This is a genomic window from endosymbiont of Lamellibrachia barhami (genome assembly GCF_011947365.2).
Lineage (GTDB): Bacteria > Pseudomonadota > Gammaproteobacteria > Chromatiales > Chromatiaceae > QGON01.
Map to the genome: position 1 here is coordinate 1,096,813 of NZ_JAAVSH020000001.1, position 18,480 is coordinate 1,115,292.

Here is an 18,480-nt window from a genome sequence, read left to right on the forward strand (position 1 = left end):
ACCATCATGTCGTCTAACGAAACACTGAAGCAGATCATCGAGGCTGCGCTGCTGGCGGCAGGCAGACCCATGAGCCTGGATCAGATACAGGCCCTGTTCGAGAAAGAAGATGAGCCGGAAAAGAAGTGTCTGCGGGAGGTGCTCGCCGAACTGACGGAAGACTACCAGGGGCGTGGCATCGAAATCAGAGAGGTCGGCAATGGTTTTCGTATCCAGGTGCGCAGCGAATTCTCTCCCTGGGTCTCCAAACTATGGGATGAGCGTCCGCCAAAGTACTCCCGCGCACTGCTGGAGACCCTGGCGCTGATCGCCTACCGTCAACCGATCACTCGCGGAGAGATCGAGGATATTCGTGGCGTCAGTGTCAGCACCAACATCGTCAAGACCCTCACAGAACGGGAGTGGGTGCGCGTGGTGGGCCATCGTGACGTGCCGGGTAAACCGGCGCTATACGCCACCACCAAAGAGTTTCTCGATTACTTCAACCTGAAGGGTCTGAGTGAGTTGCCGACCCTGGCGGAGATTCGAGACCTCGATTCCATCAATCGCGAACTGGAATTGAAGGACCCCGATAAACTGGATGAAGCACCCGCCGAGTCTGAGCAGACGCCAGACGAAGTCGTGGATGCTCAACCGGTGATGGAGACAGATCAACTGGACGAGAATGAAATCCCGGCAGAAGCTGCCGACGGTATCGATCTCCAGGATGAGTCTGGGCAAAAGAGTGAGCATTCGACGGTATCGGAGACACAAGATACCCGTGTCGATGTAGAAGAAGATGAATTGGAGACTGATCAGATTGATCAGGCTGAAACCGGTCGTTTAGATGAGTGATAAAAAGATAAATTCAGGTGAGCGCCTGCAAAAAGTGCTGGCCAATGCCGGCATGGGATCCCGACGTGAGATCGAAGGCTGGAACAGTGCAGGCCGGATCGAGGTCAATGGGGAGATAGCACAGCTTGGGCAGCGGTGCAAGCCGCGACCGTATCGCGGATGGACGTCCGGTCTCCAGCAAACGGTTGGCAGCTCCCGAACGAAGTGATGGTCTACAACAAACCGGAAGGGAACTGGTTACGCGTAAGGATCCGGAGGGATGCCGCACGGTTTTGAACACCCGGGTTACGACTTAAACATGGCCGCTGGATTCCAGTGGGACGGCTGGACTAACTCATCCGGCCTGCTGCTGAGCTGACCACGGATGGCGAACTGGCCAACCGGCTGGATGCACCCGAGCCGCCAGGTGGAACGCGGGAGCAGTGGTGCGCGTCATGGGGTGGTCACTGGAGGATCAACCTCAAACGGTTGACTCATGGTGTCGAGCTGGAGCAATACGTACGGGGTAGACCGGGCAGTTTGCAGGCAGCGCCACCTTACGGGTTACTGCCGGATACCAACGAGAACACGCGCGACCTCGGAATACATCCCCGCTCCGGCGCACGAACACGGTATCGTCACCCGCATCCTGCGTTCGACCCTCATCCATGTTATGCAGCGTGGCATTGCTGACCGTCACGCCGCCAACAAAACAGGCTGCAGACGAGCCACCGCATTCGCACCGGTGCGCCCCACCTGAAACTCGGATCGGTTTTCTGACTCCGTCAGCACTCTGGGCAGGAAATTTGTAGGCAATGGCCCAGCGCGGCGCACGGGAAACAAAACCGAGAGTTTTCTGCCGGGAGAGGCGATCCACCTTATAGACCACACCGTCAATATCGTATTCAAGACCGTCCCGACGTACGGCGATCTTTTCATAGTAGTCGATACAGCCCTGAGCACCCTGCACTACCTGCAATTCCGGCGACACCGGCAACCCCCACTGTCGCAATCGTAGGATGCTGTCGCTCTGGGTCTCGCCGATAGGCGCCGGATCGATCTCGCCAAATCCATAACAGTAGAAGGTCAGGGGGCGTGTGGTGGTGATCCTGGGATCGAGTTGCCGCAGGCTGCCGGCAGCGGCATTGCGAGGGTTGACGAACGTTTTCCCATCTGCCTTGCGCGCCCTTTCATTGAGCTTCTCGAACCCCGCCTTCGGCATGAAGACCTCCCCTCTGACCTCGAGCACGGCCGGGTAGTCGGTTCCCAACAGACGCAGGGGAATGGCGGAGATGGTGCGAACATTGCTCGTCACATCCTCGCCGCTGGCACCATCACCCCGTGTGGCCGCCAGCACCAGTCTTCCCTGTTCGTATCTCAGGTTGACGGCCAGCCCATCCAGCTTGGGTTCGGCGACATAGGCAATCGACTCATCATCTGCCAGTTCGAGACGTTCACGAACCCGGCGATCGAAATCCTCCAGCTCAGCAGCATTGAAGGCGTTATCAAGAGAGAGCATGGGGAGACGATGTTTGACCGTATCAAAACCTTCCAGCGGCGCGCCGCCAACCCGTTGCGTGGGTGATTCAGGGGTAATCAGATCTGGAAAGTCGCTCTCCAGGGACTGGAGTTCCAGCATCAGCCGATCATACTCGCTGTCAGGAATCCGGGGCTCATCGTAGACGTGGTACTGCTGGTTATGAAAGTTGATTTCGTCTCGTAGCTTGTCGATCCGGCTGGCCGCTTCTTTAACAGATATCACCCACGGCTCCTGGCAAGCCGGAGCAGACGCCGATGTTCCAAAATCTGACTGCGCATGTTTTCGATGGTCTGTTTGGTCAATGAGCTATGTGTTTCATCCTGCAACTCGCCACCCAGGGTCTCTTTCAGACACTCTGCCGTGAACAGCATATCGGAGAAAACCGCCAGCCCATCCTCAGGCCCAGGCAGTTGCGCAAACAGCATCAGACCCGGCGTGGTGAAATCCTCCATCTTTTCGATGGGGAAGATACCGGGCTCCACCATGCTCACCACATTAAACAGAGTCTTCTGGCTGCCATCTTTGGTATAGCGATGAAATATCTTCATCTCACTCACTGCCAGACCACTGGCCTTGACCGCCTCCATGATTGCAGACCCGGTGAAATCATCCCCCTTGGCAGCAAGATTGATCTGCAATATCTTTATCGGCACATCCACAGGAGAGGCTTCGTCCGCACTGAAGCTGAAGAGCTCCTGTTGCGCTACGAAAGGCAGATTGGTTTTGACGAACGGAGTCTCCTCCGCAGATTCATCCAGCTGATCCCTGTCATCAGCGACTATCGTGTCGAGGTGCTCCAACTCCTGTTCGATATTCTCCGGATCACGCGACGCCATATCCCACGGTGCATCCTCAGATTCCTGATCGTCGGAAACTATGTCCATCTCCGGAGTGATACGTGGCTTTGCCTGGATAGTGTCCCGACTACGCCGGGTTCGATCCCAAAGGTAGATACCCACCAGGAAGGCGATACCCAAAAACAGCAGAATCAGTCGCAGTAGTCCACTTTCCATCGTCCTAAATGGCAGCCAGTTGAGCCGCCTCCTCCACATCGACGGTGACCAGTCGGGAGACACCCGGTTCGTGCATGGTGACACCGGAGAGCTGATTGGCGATCTCCATGGTGATCTTGTTATGGGTGATGAAGATAAACTGCACCCGGTCGGCCATCGACTTCACCAAATCGCAGAAACGGCCGACGTTGGCATCATCCAGGGGGGCATCCACCTCGTCGAGCATACAGAAGGGGGCCGGATTGAGCTGAAAGATGGCAAAGACCAACGCCACCGCAGTCAGGGCCTTCTCACCACCGGAGAGGAGATGGATAGTGGAGTTCCGCTTGCCCGGTGGACGCGCCATTACGGTGACGCCGGTATCCAGCAGATCCTCGCCGGTGAGCTCAAGATAGGCGTGGCCTCCGCCAAAGAGACGCGGAAACAGCTCCTTGATGCCGGAGTTGACCTGGTCGAAGGTCTCCTTGAAGCGGGTCCGGGTCTCCCGGTCGATCTTGCGGATGGCGTTCTCCAGCGTCTCCAGGGACTGGGTGATATCCGCATGCTGCTCATCCAGATACTTGATGCGTTCCGACTGCTCCTGAAACTCATCGATAGCCGCCAGATTGATCGGTCCCAAACGCTGGATTCTCATGCCCAGTCTTTCGACCCGCTGCTGCCAGGCCTGCTCAGTGGCATCCTCCGGCATCTCGCGGAAGAGCGCCTCCGCCTCCATACCGGTCTCCCGCAGTTGCTCTTCCAGGGTCTTGCAACGCACCAGCACTTCCTGGCGTTGCAAACGACTCTGATCGAGATGGCCGCGCCGTTCCAGCACCTGCTGTTCTGCCTTGTGGCGCTCCTGCTCAAGGGTACGTAGTTGCGTATCCACCCCTTCAAGTCCTCTACGTACATCGGCGAGCGCCTTCTCCACGATAACACGCTGCGCCAGCTTCTCTTCCAGTTCTGCAATCTGTAACTGCAATGGCTCATGACCGGCAGCAAGCAGCCCCTTGAGTTCATCCCGGCGTTCGGCCAGATGGCTCAGCTGACTGCGCATGCGGTCCAGATTCTGCACCAGGGAGCGCTGTGCGGTGCGCATCGATTCAATCTGCAGTGCCGCCTGATGGGTCTGGCTGCGCTGCTGATTGACCCGCTCCCGGACCTGGACAAGCTGATCCCGCAAGACATCCCGCCGTTGCACCAGCTCCTCACGTCGTTTGCCCAGGGTCTCCATCGCCTCCAGTGCAGCGTGCAGGTGTTGCCGCGTCTGCTCCATTAGTTCTCGATCCGACCCGATCTGTTCACGGATCTCAAGCTGTTCCTGCTGAAGTTGATCCCGGCGCTGGCGCAGATGATCGGCACGGGTGCGTTTGCCGCTGAGATTGGCCCTGATCTCGGAGAGTTTGCGATTGACATCGTTATAGGCGGATTGGGCCTGTTCCCTCGCCTGTTCAATCTGCTGCAGCGCGGCCCTGCCGTTTTCCACCGACTCCAGCAGACTCTCAGCCATCGTCTCCTGTGCCGCCAGTTCTACCTGCAGTCTTCGCAGATCTTCTTCCCTGGCCAGCACACCGGCGCTTTCATCACGCTCTCGGGTAACGCGCAGCCAGTTGGAACCGATCCAGTGGCCTTCCGGTGTGATGATTGAGGCGCCGGCGGGAAGGCTGCTGCGCATCGTCAACGCAGTGTCCAAATCCTCAGCAATGCGCACACTGCCAAGCAGACTCTCCATGGGATAGGGCGATTCGACCTGTGCCAGCAGACTCTCGTTGCCAAAACTCCCGGAAGAGGATGTGGTCAACCTTTCGACTAGCGTCAAGGCGCCTCTCTGCAACCCTTCCAGATGATCTTTCAATTCATCCAGTGTATCGACACAAACCGCCTGCAGATGAAAACCCAGTACGATCTCGACCGCACGCTGCCAGCGGGGCGCTACCTTGAGACTCTGGGCCAGTCTTGCCGCCTGCTGCAGATCGCGCTGCTCCAGCCACTGCGCCACCTCGTCGCCCTTCTTACCAAGCGCCGCCTGCTGCAAGGCTTCCAAGGAGGCCTGCCGCCCTTTTCCCGATTGTAGTTCGGCCCTTGCCTGATCGAGTCGGCGGGCCGACTGGCTGTTGGCTTCACGCTGGGCATTGATCTCCTCGACTTTGCCGGCAAGCTGCTCCTGCAGGGTTTCGACCCGCGCCTCCTGCTCCTGCTCCAGTGCCTCGAGTTCGTCGATCTCCGCCAGCAGTCGGGTATCATCGAGGCGCCCCAGCTCTTCGTCCAGACGCTGCAGGCGGCGCTGCAGGTTATCGCCCTGCTGCTCCAGGTGGTTGATGCGGGTTCGCTCGACCTGTGCGGTTTGCGCCGGTTCCGCCGCCTGTTGATTGAACTGATCCCACTCTGCCTGCCAGGTCTGCATCGCCTGCTCTGCCTGAAGCAGTGCTTCAGCAGTTTCGCTCTCCAGCGCCCGCGCCTCTTCAAGGCGAGGCTCCTCCAGCATCAGGTCGCCGTTAAGCTCCTCCAGTCGTGCCTCATCCTGGGAACGGTGGGCATCCGACTCCTGCCAGGTCTGCTCGACCTGTTCCAGATCCAACTCCTGCTGTCTCTTGGTATCGCGGGCAAACTGGATCGATTGCTCCAGTCCGGAGATCTCTGCGCCCAAGGCGTAGAATTGCCCCTGCACTTCATTGAAGCGATCATTGGCTTCCGTATGTTTTTCCCGGTCCGACTCGATCTCGGCCTCTAACCTGCGCTGACCGGCGAGTGCGGCTTCCAGCAGATTCTCCATCTCCGCCAATTTGCGTTCACTCTGTTGCAGATCCTCATCCAGAGTGCGCCAGCGCAGCGCCAGCAACTCCGCCTTTACCTGTCGCTCCTCCTGCTTGAGATGCTGGTATTTCTCTGCAGTGGCAGCCTGTCGTTGCAGATGTTGCAGCTGTTTCGCGACTTCGTCCCGCAGGTCTGTGAGGCGTTCAAGGTTTTCCCGGGTATGGCGGATGCGCTTCTCCGTCTCCCGGCGGCGCTCCTTATATTTGGATATGCCCGCCGCCTCTTCCAGAAAGGCGCGCAGATCTTCCGGGCGCGCCTCAATGAGACGGGAGATCATGCCCTGTTCGATAATCGAATAACTGCGCGGCCCGAGCCCTGTTCCAAGAAAGAGGTCGGTAATATCCCGGCGGCGACAGCGTATGCCGTTCAAAGAGTAGAGCGACTGACCGTCCCGGGATACCTGCCGCTTTACTGAGATCTGGCTGTACTTGGCGTACTGCCCACCCGCCCGGCCTTCGCTGTTGTCAAAAATCAGTTCGACAACTGCAGTGCCTACCGGTTTGCGAACGCTGGAGCCGTTGAAGATGACATCGGCCATCGATTCGCCACGCAGCATCTTGGCGGAACTCTCCCCCATCACCCAACGCACAGCGTCGATGACATTGGATTTTCCACAACCATTCGGGCCAACAACTCCCACCAGATTGCTGGGCATCGGAACCGTTGTCGGATCGACAAACGATTTGAATCCGGCGAGTTTGATTTTCTCCAGTCGCATGGGCCGCTAAGATACACGAAAAATCGCCGTTGATACAGGGCGAATTATAGAATAATTAGCTTTAATATATTAATTTATCTTATTGTTTTTTATTGTAATTAAGCCGTCACTTCTGAGTGAAGAGATACTCCCGTATAATCACCGCCAAATCAATCTATCCTGTGACGAAAAAAGCATGCCCAGTCAGCCCAGCAAAGAATTGGAAACCTTCGATAATCCACGGCCTGAGCGGGACTACACCATCCGCATCAGCATCCCCGAATTCACCTGTCTCTGCCCCAAAACAGGACAGCCGGATTTCGCGGAGATGACCCTTGAGTATGTACCCGACAAACAGTGCGTTGAACTCAAGGCGCTCAAGATGTACATCTGGTCGTTCCGTGACGTGGGGGCCTTCCACGAGGCAGTCACCAACGAGATTCTGAGCGATCTGGTAGCCGCCACTCAGCCTCGCTATATGCGCCTGACCGCAGAATTCAATGTGCGCGGCGGCATCTACACAACGGTGGTGGCCGACCACAAGGCCGACGACTGGACAGCGCCGGACGCCGTTACCCTGCCCTGACCCAATGGATTGCTGCATCGGCATCGACCTCGGCACCTCGGGCGTGCGGGCAATTGCCATTGATAGTGAAAAATCGATCGTTGCAGAGGCCGTTATCGACCTTCCGCCTCCCGAACGGGGGGGTGAAGGCAGCAGCGAACAACGCCCGGAATGCTGGTGGGATGCAGTGTTGGACGTGCTGTTATCGGTCGCCCAGCAGATCAAAGGGGTAGATATACAGGCCATCGCAGTCGATGGTACATCTTCCACCCTGTTGCTCTGCGACCCGCAGGGTTCACCGCTCACCACCGCCCTGATGTATAACGACAGCCGCAGCAAGGCTCTCCTGCCCGAGTTGGCTCGAGCGGCCCCTGCAAGCAGTCCGGTCAACAGCGCATTCTCCAGCCTTGCCAAACTGCTCTATCTGCGGCGGCAGATCGATAGCGAAAATTTCCTGGCACTGCATCAGGCAGATTGGATACTCGGCAGGCTCAGTGGCCATTTTGGCCTCAGTGACGAGAACAACTGTCTGAAACTGGGGTACGACCCGGTGCAACGCCGCTGGCCCACCTGGATGAAATCCCTGGTGCTGCCGTCGGGCTGCCTGCCCGACGTGCGACCGCCTGGGACGATCATCGGCAGATTAAGAGCTGAGGTGGCAAACGCAACAGGCGTGCCCGCCAGCACACGCATTGTCACGGGTACCACCGACAGCAATGCCGCGACACTTGCGACCGGCGCGGCGGAGATCGGTGATGCCGTTACCTCCCTGGGCAGTACACTGGTGTTGAAGATCCTCTCTGACCAGCCGGTATTTGCAGCGGAATTTGGCATCTACAGCCATCGGCTTGGAGAGCATTGGCTGGTTGGCGGTGCTTCCAACAGTGGCGGCGCCGTCTGTGCGGATCTATTCAGCAGGGAAGAGATGACCACTCTGACACAGCAGATAGAGCCGGATAATCCGACCGGGCTCGACTACTATCCGCTGTTACAGCCTGGTGAGCGTTTCCCGGTCAATGATCCCGGTTTTGCACCCCGTCTCAACCCCCGTCCTGAAGACGATGCGCGCTACTTTCAGGGCATTCTTGAGGGTATCGCCAATATCGAGCGGGAGGGTTACGCGCTTCTGCAACGTTTGGGTGCACCCGCACCCAGACGGGTTATCTCGATAGGAGGGGGTGCGGGCAATGAAGCCTGGCGCCGGATTCGGGAGCGGTTATTGGGTGTTCCGGTGGAGCGGGCAGTACAGCAACAGGCAGCCTATGGGACCGCTCTGTTGGCGCTGGCGGCGGTCAGCTGATCCAGTCGAGAATGCCTGATCCGCTGCGCTTGATCAGGCCTACATAGGATCCGGCGTTTGAGCGTAGACTAGTTTATCTCGCGCCCTTGGCCAGCAGCACGACTTCCACCGTTTCGAGCAGGATGATCAGGTCCAGAAAGAGGCCGGTATTTTTTACATAGTAGAGATCGTACTCCAGCTTCTTACGGGTATCCTCCCGGTTGGCGGCGTAGGCGTACATCAGCTGAGCCCAACCGGTCATCCCCGGTTTTACCCGGTGGCGCTCCGAATAGAATGGAATCTCCTGGCTCAGGCGCTGCACGAACTCAGGGCGTTCAGGCCGGGGACCGACCAGGCTCATATCCCCCTTGAGGACATTATAGAGTTGGGGCAGTTCATCGAGCCGCGCAAAACGCAGGAATCCGCCCAAACGGGTCACGCGGGTATCGTTCCTGCTCGCCCAGCGGGCACCATCCGCCTCGGCGTTCACCTTCATACTGCGAAATTTGTGGATACGGAACAGCTTGCCATCCTTACCGACACGGGTCTGGTGGTAAAATACCGGATGGCGCCCGGCTGAACTGATCAGACTGGTGATTGCGATAAGCAACATCACCGGCAAAAACAAGATCAACAATATGAGACTGGAGACGATATCCAAAACCCGTTTCAGATGGATTGATAATGCACCGCTGTAGAAGCCGGTTGAGAAGAATATCCAACTGGGATGCAACAGGTCGATCTTGATAATTGCATCTTCCTTTTCAAAAAAGGTCAGCAGGTCCAGTATCTCCACTCCACGCATCTTGCAATCAAGCAACTCATTGACTGGCAAGCCCTTTCGGCGGTCATCCACCGCAACCACAATCTCATCCACCGCCATGCGAATCGCAATGTCGTAGAGATCCTGCTCCTTGGGAATCTGCCGGTAGTCATCAATGAGACTGATGCTGTCCCCCAGGTTTACAAAACCGACGACAACAAATCCCAGGGTCGGGTTTTGAATATAGAGTTCTTCTATTCTGTCGGCATTGATGCCGGTTCCCAGAACCAATACACGCCGCTTTCGGGAATCAGCCCCTGTTACCCGGACAAAAATCGACCTCAAAATCAACACGCCCGCCATGGAGATCAGCAGGCTGAGACCGAACTCTTTTCGTGGAATCGAGATCTCGGGCCAGATATAGAAGATAAGACTCATCAGGACCGCGCCGATACCAAAGACGATCAGTAGCCGCAGCACGAACCCTGACGCACGCTCCAGGACACCGCGCTGGTAAAGTCCCAGAGCGATCATGGAACTCATCATCACCAGCGCATAGACGCTGGCTGACGGCAGCATCTCTTCGGGTAGTCCACCCGTGTTTTGGGAGGAGAAAAAGTGTTGGAGATAGAGGGCCAGCCAGACTGATCCTGCAAAGACAAGGATCTCAATCTCCCCCAAAATAAGAAATGACTTTGAAATGAAGTAGCCGAACAACCTGATCATCGAACAGTCGATTCACTCCAAAATATTGGATCAGCGAGTCATAGACACTCGTAATCAGAGCTGACTCTCAATAAAACCTACAGGCAAAACGTCCGTTGTTTCCCAACCTCGGAGGAGTATACACTATTCCATAGCCATTCCACCGGAAGGCGCTGCCTGTAAACCCTGTTCTTTGACTTGGTTGAGATCCATTCTCAATTTCCACTCTACGCCAGCCCCACCTCCTCTACATATCGAGCAAATGCTTCTGCAGGCACGGGCCGCTGGTAAAGAAAACCCTGCACTTGCTGACAACCCATTTGTTGCAGGCACTGCTTCTGCGACACCGTCTCCACGCCTTCGGCAATGACTACCAGCCCCAACGCTTTTGCCATCGCAATTATGGCCTCCGCGATCGCTTGATCATCAGCATTCTCCGCTACATCCCGCACGAAGACGCGATCGATTTTCAGTTTCGTGATCGGCAAACTTTTCAGCTGCCCCATGGATGAGTATCCCGTGCCGAAATCGTCAATCGAAATTCCGACGCCAAGATCACGCAGCTTGTCCAGCATCTGGATGGATCGTGGGGAATTATCCATGATCTGGCTCTCGGTGATCTCAAACTCGATCCTCTGCGCCGGGCAGCACGTTTCCTGGAGTATACCGGTCACCGTCTCCACCAGATCCAATGCTCTGAACTGTTTGGCGGAAAGATTGATCGCCATGCATCCCAACTCGATACCTGCGTCCTTCCACGCTTTCAGCTGCCGACAGGCCGTACGTGTCACCCACTCTCCGATCGGCAGAATCAAACCTGTCTCCTCAGCCAACGGGATAAACTTGGCGGGAGAAACAAGCCCCATATCGGGGTGCTCCCAACGCAATAACGCTTCGGCGCCAATGATTCTGCCGTTCTCAAGACTGATCTGCGGCTGATAGTAGAGGCGCAGTTGATCCTCTTCCAAAGCGCCACGAAGACTGGTCTCCATCAGCACATGTTCAAAGGCCTGGGCGGTCATTTCGTCCCTATAGAATTGAAAACTGTTTATGCCTTCGCCCTTGGCCTGAAACATTGCCGTATTGGCATCACGCAACAGCTCATCGGCATCGGTGCCATCTTGCGGATAGATACTGATACCGACACTCGCGGTCAGATAGAGCTGATGCTGTGCGACTTCAAACGGCTGGTCAAAACTGCGAAGAAGTTTCTGCGCCAGAACAGCGCTATGCTCCGGCTGTTTCAGGTAGCCGGTAATCACGACGAACTCATCCCCACTGAACCTGGCAAGTGTATCGTCCTCCCGTAAGGTACCCCGCAGGCGTAACGCCACATCGAGCAGTAACTGATCACCAACTTCATGACCAAAGCTCTCATTGATCTGCTTAAAACGATCAAGATCGATGTAGAGCACTGCCAGTGGATGGTTTTCACGATGGGCCGCGCTGATCCCCAAACGCAGACGATCCATGAACAACAGACGATTGGGAAGGTGGGTCAATTGATCCAAATAGGTCAACTGTTCGAGGTGACTCTCTTTCTCAAGCAGGCTCTGTTCCATCCCCAGGCGATCAGTGATATCCCGGCTCGTCTCAATGACGCCCTGCAACTCGCCTCCCAGCGTACGCAGAGGACTGAATGAGAGTTCATAGGTTCTCTTCTTACCGCTGCTGTCAGCCAGCGTTTCGGTGATAACCATCGGTTTGCCGGTAAAAAATACCGTTTTCATGGGACAGGGATGATCATAGAGCGGGGTTTCGAGTTCATCACAGGGACGCTCCAGTCCATGTCCCGCCTGATAGCACTTCAGACACTGCTTGTTATCGACCTTTTTAAACGCAGCGGCCTTGGCCGCACTGTTCATGAGTAGGACATTGTAATCGTGATCGATCACGCGCACCGGATCGGTAATACCATCGATAGTATTCTGCAGGAAGATACGTTGCTGTTCCGCTTTCTCTTCAGCCTCTTTCAGGTTGGTGATATCGAGAACCACGCCCAACATCTTGAGCGGATATCCCTCCTCATCCCTCTCCAGTTCCGCCTCTTCATGAACCCAACGGACATTTCCATCGTCAAGGACGATTCGATGATCGATGCTATAGGGTTCATCACTTTCAAGTGCCGTATTGACCGCATCCTTGACCCGTTCGCGGTCTTCAGCATGCACGGCATTCAGAAAAGTCTCATAGGTCTCCTGCACGCTTCCAGGCTCCTGCCCAAAGATGCGGAAGATTTCATCTGACCAAGTCAGTCTGTTACCGACAATATCCCAATCCCAGTGGCCAAGCTGGCCGATAGCCTCAGCCAGGGAAAGCCTGGCATCGTTGATGCGCAAATCGTTAAGGGTTTGGTCAAGAGCCGTGATATCCCTCGCAATACCGAGCACCCCGTAGATTTGGTCATTCGTGCCGTATAGGGGCATCTTATGTGTATCAAAGACGTGTAAGGAGCCATCCGCAAACGTTGCAGGATCATGGGGATTGTGGATGTGCTCTCCCTGTAAAGCCGCTCTATCATCCTGGCGAAACCCCATGATCCCCCTCTCCTCATCACCCTGGATCAGTTCCGTTGGGAATCCCAACTCCTCGTCAGTTTTACCGAGCATCGATTCGACCTGCGTCCCAATTGCACGGGCATAACTCTCGTTGGCAAACAGATAGCGATACTGGTGGTCCTTGATAAAGATCCAATCCGGCGTAGCATCAACGATTGCGCTTAAGATTCGCTCTGAGTCCGCCAGTTTTTGTTCTGCGGTTTTCTTTTCGGTGACATCCTCATAAATAGCGACAACTTCTCCAGAGTTGAGTTTGTAAATGTAGTTGTCCCGCCATCCAGAGATACGGTCATCCCGATAAAACGCCATGGGAAATTGTTCCGGTTTTCCTGTTTTCCATACCCGCTGCAGTACGTCAAAAAGACCAAATATCTTAACCTCAGGAAAAACTTTCGACACACGCTGGCCGATCAAGTCGGCTTTCACAATCCGTTCGGCACGTTCCCCCGCCTGATTGAAATCGCTGAAGATGAAGTCTTCACCATCATCAACCGCCTGATAGACGGCAACACAGTTAGGCATGTTATCCAGCAGGTTGCGATAGCGTGCATCAGAAGACTCCAGATTGCTGATTATCGGCTGCGTGACCCTCCGGACCAGCAGTGACCCCAACAAAACCAACAATACTGAAACCACTGCAACTAAAATGCCTGCGCGGAGATAGGGCGCTCTGACATCCGCCACATCCGTTTTGATGACGAGACCTATCCCGAGCTCTTTCACCGGTGCAAATGCCGCCATCACTTCTGCGCCCCGATAGTCCCACAACACCATGGTACCCTGTTTGCCAGCCAGGGCCTGACGCATGGGGGAACCTGCCTCACCGGGTTTTGCTGACCAAGGGAGTGTATTCGGGGGATCCGCCGCCACAAAATTTTTTGTTCGGCTGATGACTTTTATGGTATCTCCCAGACGCCGACCCACAATAAACTCTTCAGACCCCTTCAGGGACGATTGGGATCGTAAGGCATCATCAATCTGGGAGAGTGTGGCATTCACCGCATCCTGCGCGTAATAAACGGCATGTTTCCGATCAAAGCGGGCCACAGCTCCAATCAGCTGGGCCTGTTGATTGACGTTTATCGAAAGGTGGTGAAGATGCTGGCTGAATGCAGCCCTATAGAGCAGGATAAAGGTAGCAGCAGCCACCAAAGCTGCAATCAACATCAAAATCACGACCAGGAAAATGGTCGGCTTTCGGCTCTTCAGATCTTTCCGCATCTCTGATTACGCTGGATTCAGCGTCCCGCCTCGGCTTCGGTCGGGCACAAACCAATATGGATTTTTATTAGTAATCATGAAGTTCCCGCCAATAGTCAATAAATCCGATATTTTTTGACTCTTTTCCACTACGCAGGATAGCGGCCAGCAACATTTTTTCTTAAATCAGCAGAGCGGAAAGTGATCAAGTGGACAACACGGGGATCCGGCAGGAAGCCGCCTCTCAAGAAACAGCGCGTCAGGAAAAAGCATAAGCGCCATAACCCACCACCTGATCCCTCGATCCAGCCGTATCGCCGGAGTTTCGCAGATCGACGAGCTCCCCATCCAGTCCCTGCAATCGAACCTGATGCAGCAGCCCTTTGACAGGAATACGGCCACAGGCATCTTCATAACCGATCTCATCGGGATGTATGGCGACAATCGCCTCTGAGGTCGCTTTATCCATCTTCTGCGCCGTCAGATAGTCATGGTAGTGACTGAGATCCGAACTGATTACGATGAGCGTTTCCTCGCCACCCCAGAGCAGGGACAACACCTCTCCAACCTCATTAGCCGTCGCATCACCCACGACCAGTGGGATCAGACTGAACTGATCGAGCGTCAACTGCAGAAACGGCAACTGAACCTCAAGTGAGTGTTCCTGCACATGTGCCGAATCGAGCAGTTTGACTTGAGGCAGATCGGCGATCGACTGCATGGCTTCATGGTCCAGCGGAATGTCCCCAAGCGGGGTGCGAAAGGCATCTGCCGAACTCATTGCCAAACCATAAAACGGCACCCGATGTGAGGGACCCAGCAGCACCACCCGGCGAACGAACGCTCTGCCTGAAGCAAGCCTGGCATAGACACTGGCCGCGACAGGGCCGGAATAGATATAACCTGCATGGGGCGCGATGATGGCCTTTGGCCGTGTACCTTTTGGATCGGCACTATCCAGATAATCCTGGACCATGCCACGCAGCGTCCGGGCATCATCCGGATAGAAAAGTCCCGCCACAGCGGGCAATCTGATATTGCTCATAATCTCCTCCTCCAATCCCCGTCAATGCTTATAATCTGCCAGCCGCACAGGCTGACGCTTGGGACCCCAATCCCCCGGAGCGGCTTCGATAACCCCGGCGCAGGCAGAACCGCACGCCTTGCAGTTACCCTCAGGAGTCAGATTCCACTCACTGAGCTGGTACCAGTCCCGACCGATCAGCAGCTTGCCGCACTGGTGGCACCAGGTACTATCCCCTTCTGGATCATGGACGTTGCCGACATAGGCGTATCGCACCCCGTTTTTCATGGCGATACTGCGAGCCAGGGTCAGGGTCGCCAGAGGGGTGGATGGGGTGTCCATCATCTTCCAGCTGGGGTGGAAAGCCGTGAAATGCATCGGCACATCCGGACCCAGCTTGTCGACCACCCACTGAGTCATCTCCTCCAGTTCCGCCCCGGAATCGTTTTCACCGGGGATCAACAGAGTGGTGAGTTCAAACCAGACACCGGTCTCATGCTTGAGATATTGCAGGGTCTCCAGCACCGGCTGCAGATGGGCGCCGGTAAGCTTGTGATAGAACGATTCGGTAAAGGCCTTCAGATCGATATTGGCCGCATCCATGTGATGATAGAACGCCTCACGCGGTTCAGGGCAGACATAACCTGCGGTCACCGCTACCGACTGAACCCCAACTTCATGGCAGGCTTGAGCCACGTCGATGGCATATTCGTGGAAGATGACCGGATCGTTGTAGGTATAGGCGACACTACGGCAGCCCAGATCCAGGGCAGCCCTGGCAATCGTCTCCGGCGAGGCCTCATCCGCCAGGGTGTGGGTCTCCCTGGACTTGCTGATATCCCAGTTCTGGCAGAACTTACAGGCCAGATTACAACCGGCAGTGCCAAATGAGAGAACCGGAGTGCCCGGCAAGTAGTGGTTCAGCGGTTTTTTTTCAATGGGATCGACGCAGAAGCCGCTGGAACGGCCATAGGTGGTGAGGACCACCTCTCCCCCCCGGTTCTCCCGCACGAAACAGAACCCCTGTCTGCCCTCCTTGATATGACAGAAACGGGGGCAGAGATCGCACTGGACCCGGCCATCCTCCAGCGCATGCCAGTATTTTGTAGGAACGACTGTTTTCATGACGCACTCTCAAATCCATCTGCATCTACTAACAATCTAGCAGGCTTCTGCGCTTGATGTGGCGGGCCGCGCCTATGACTGCCTGACCGAGGGAGAGACCGCCGTCGTTCGACGGCACTTGCTGGTGACTCAAGACTTGCAGACCGGCCCGCTTTAGTCCAACCACCACCGCCTCGAAAAGTGTGCGATTCTGGAATACACCGCCGGAGAGCGCCACCGTCGTCAGCCCTTCTTCAAGTGCAAGCAAAGCGGCCATCGCAACCACCGCATCAGCCAATCCACGGTGGAAGCGTGCTGCGATCTTGTCTCGGGACACACCCTGAGTCAGATCTTCCAGCAGTGCCTGCCACATCGGCGTGGCATCCAGCATGCTTGCAGCGGTCTCGAATGGATACCCGGCAGTTTGCGCCATCTCAGCCGCGTCGATTAACGCCTCCAGTTCGATTGCCGCCTGTCCTTCGTAGCTCACCTCTTCCCGACAGATATTCAAAATGGCGGCCACCGCATCGAACAGTCGCCCGCAAGAACTGGTCAAGGGCGTGTTGAGTCCTTTTTCCATCATGTCCTGGAGTACTGCCAGGGGCTTCGTTTGCAAGTCGAGTATGGCTTCCAGCCTCCCCCACTCTTGCAGGCATTTATCCCATCCGAAACTGCTGTAAAGCTGGGCAAAGGCAGAACGCCAAGGCTGCTCGATTGCCTTTGTCCCACCAGGCAGGGGCACCGGTTTGAAGAAACCGGCCCTTCTATAATCCAGATAGTCGGCGATAAGAAACTCCCCGCCCCAGACGGTGCCATCGTCGCCATAACCGGATCCATCCAGCGCGATACCCACCACCTGCCCCCCATCCAGCGGCCATCCATTATCGGCCAGCGCACTGGCGATGTGGGCGTGGTGGTGCTGCACCTGTTGCAATGGGATCGATTCACGTTTTCCATACTGGCGGCCAAACCGGGTTGAGCGATAGCCTGGGTGAAGATCCGTCACCAGAGATTCCGACCGAAAATCGAAGATATGGCGATAGAGGTCGAGTGTCCTTTCGTAATCCCTGAATATCAGGTGATCCTCCAGATCCCCAAGATGTTGGGAGAGAATAACCTGGCCGTCCTGCAGCAGGCAGAAGCTACTCTTCAGCTCCCCTCCCAATGCCAAAATCGGTGGGGCATTTTTGAAACCTTCCGGCAGAACAATCGGACTGGGCGCATAACCCCGTGCCCGTCGCAGCAGCCGGGGTTTTCCATCCATAAAACGCGCCACCGAGTCATCCACCCGATTGACGATGGGACGATTATGCTGGAGATAGGCATCCGCCACTCCATGCAGCCGTGAGGCCGCATCGACATTGTCGGTACACTGTGGTTCGTCGCTGAGGTTACCACTGGTCATCACCAGCGGAACCTCCCAACCTGCGAGCAGCAGATGGTGCAACGGCGTGTAGGGCAGCATAAAACCCAGGGTGCTCTGTCCCGGCGCCAAGGCTTCCGGCAGGGTCAGGCCCGGTCTCCGATCCAACAAGAGAATCGGCGCGGCCGGACTGCCCAACACCCCGGCTTCGTCTTCATCCACCAGGGCATATTTTTGAATAACCGCAATATCCCTGGCCATCAACGCAAAGGGTTTGTGAAAACGGCCCTTGCGTTGCCGCAGTCTCGCCACTGCTGCACCGTTCGTGGCGTCACAGGCGAGGTGAAATCCTCCCACCCCCTTGATCGCAACGATCTCCCCGTTCTCCAGGCGCTGAATGACCTTTTCGATCGGGTCCGGCCTCTCCATCAAGGCAACTGCAATCTTCTGCCCGTCAGACGCCTCGACCCAAACCGCAGGACCACAGACCGGACAGGCATTCGGCTGGGCATGAAACCGCCGGTTTGCCGGATCGGCATACTCATGCTCGCAGGCGGGACACATCGGAAAGTGCCGCATACTGGTGTTTTTCCGGTCGTAGGGGATGCCTTCGACAATGGTCAGACGCGGGCCGCAATGGGTGCAGTTGGTGAAGGGATAGCGATATCGGCGATCAGCCGGATCAAAGATCTCTGCACGACAGGCGGGACAGGTGGCGGCGTCGGGTACTATGCCGGTATGGATATCCCCCCCCCGGCTCTCTGTGATGGTAAAACCTGCCGGTCTGTGGTCGGTGAGCGACGGCTCCCTCTCCAGGCTGTCGATCCGCGCCAATGGCGGAGACTCTTCCAGCAACTGGCGACAGAAGCGGTCACAGGCGCTCTGCTCCCCCAAAATCCGGATCAGAACACCCTCGCTATCGTTATATACATTGCCCGATAGCCCACACTCATTGGCAATGCGCCAGACGGTAGGGCGAAACCCCACACCCTGGACCAACCCTCTTACACGGATCGTTTCAGCAGAGATAGCTTGCTCCTTTGGCACTGTTCTGTGTCATCCA

At 56.1% G+C, this 18,480-nt stretch carries 12 protein-coding genes; 4 read left to right on the forward strand and 8 right to left on the reverse strand.

From position 1 onward, the window contains the following. Positions 1–6 precede the first annotated feature (6 nt). Positions 7–834 carry an SMC-Scp complex subunit ScpB gene (scpB, locus tag G9Q73_RS04950; RefSeq protein ID WP_177418809.1) on the forward strand — a complete coding sequence of 276 codons (828 nt, stop codon included), beginning with the start codon at positions 7–9 and terminating at the stop codon, positions 832–834. Next, positions 827–1,042 (forward strand): S4 domain-containing protein, encoded by a 216-nt coding sequence (locus tag G9Q73_RS19455; protein WP_246345023.1) that lies wholly within the window; start codon positions 827–829, stop codon positions 1,040–1,042. The genes scpB and G9Q73_RS19455 overlap by 8 nt, the downstream gene beginning before the upstream one ends. A gap of 252 nt (positions 1,043–1,294) precedes the next feature. Here the strand turns inward: G9Q73_RS19455 and ligA are convergent, their stop codons facing one another. From ligA to smc, 3 genes are read right to left on the reverse strand one after another with little or no spacing between them, the layout of a single operon-like run. Further along, the gene (gene ligA, locus G9Q73_RS04960) at positions 1,295–2,575 is read right to left on the reverse strand and encodes an NAD-dependent DNA ligase LigA (protein WP_369408837.1); all 1,281 of its coding nucleotides are present in this window, start codon (positions 2,573–2,575) and stop codon (positions 1,295–1,297) included. Then, positions 2,572–3,366 carry a cell division protein ZipA gene (locus G9Q73_RS04965; protein WP_177418810.1) on the reverse strand — a complete coding sequence of 265 codons (795 nt, stop codon included), beginning with the start codon at positions 3,364–3,366 and terminating at the stop codon, positions 2,572–2,574. Before G9Q73_RS04965 ends, ligA begins: the two co-directional genes overlap by 4 nt. A gap of 4 nt (positions 3,367–3,370) precedes the next feature. Further along, positions 3,371–6,877 carry a chromosome segregation protein SMC gene (gene smc / locus G9Q73_RS04970; protein ID WP_177418811.1) on the reverse strand — a complete coding sequence of 1,169 codons (3,507 nt, stop codon included), beginning with the start codon at positions 6,875–6,877 and terminating at the stop codon, positions 3,371–3,373. 175 nt (positions 6,878–7,052) lie between these two features. On the opposite strand from smc, the gene queF reads away from it, so the two are divergent. Together queF and G9Q73_RS04980 are read left to right on the forward strand one after the other, a co-directional pair. Further along, on the forward strand, positions 7,053–7,442 hold the full coding sequence (gene queF, locus G9Q73_RS04975) for a preQ(1) synthase (protein ID WP_177418812.1): 390 nt from the start codon (positions 7,053–7,055) through the stop codon (positions 7,440–7,442). 4 nt (positions 7,443–7,446) lie between these two features. Continuing rightward, positions 7,447–8,721 (forward strand): FGGY-family carbohydrate kinase, encoded by a 1,275-nt coding sequence (locus G9Q73_RS04980; RefSeq protein WP_177418813.1) that lies wholly within the window; start codon positions 7,447–7,449, stop codon positions 8,719–8,721. 73 nt (positions 8,722–8,794) lie between these two features. Here G9Q73_RS04980 and G9Q73_RS04985 read toward each other — a convergent pair whose 3' ends face one another. The 5 genes from G9Q73_RS04985 to hypF all read right to left on the reverse strand — a co-directional run bounded on the left by G9Q73_RS04985 (position 8,795) and on the right by hypF (position 18,464). Continuing rightward, the gene (locus tag G9Q73_RS04985) at positions 8,795–10,189 is read right to left on the reverse strand and encodes a TIGR03013 family XrtA/PEP-CTERM system glycosyltransferase (RefSeq protein WP_177418814.1); all 1,395 of its coding nucleotides are present in this window, start codon (positions 10,187–10,189) and stop codon (positions 8,795–8,797) included. Positions 10,190–10,395: 206 nt separating this feature from the next. Next, positions 10,396–13,947: an EAL domain-containing protein gene (locus G9Q73_RS04990; RefSeq protein ID WP_177418815.1), complete on the reverse strand. Its 3,552-nt coding sequence runs from the start codon at positions 13,945–13,947 to the stop codon at positions 10,396–10,398. Between the two features lie 238 nt (positions 13,948–14,185). Next, on the reverse strand, positions 14,186–14,971 hold the full coding sequence (amrB, locus tag G9Q73_RS04995; RefSeq protein ID WP_177418816.1) for an AmmeMemoRadiSam system protein B: 786 nt from the start codon (positions 14,969–14,971) through the stop codon (positions 14,186–14,188). 21 nt (positions 14,972–14,992) lie between these two features. After that, entirely contained in the window at positions 14,993–16,075 is a 1,083-nt protein-coding gene (amrS, locus tag G9Q73_RS05000; protein WP_177418817.1) for an AmmeMemoRadiSam system radical SAM enzyme, read from the reverse strand. A gap of 28 nt (positions 16,076–16,103) precedes the next feature. After that, positions 16,104–18,464: a carbamoyltransferase HypF gene (hypF, locus tag G9Q73_RS05005; protein ID WP_369408838.1), complete on the reverse strand. Its 2,361-nt coding sequence runs from the start codon at positions 18,462–18,464 to the stop codon at positions 16,104–16,106. Between the last annotated feature and the right edge of the window lie 16 nt (positions 18,465–18,480).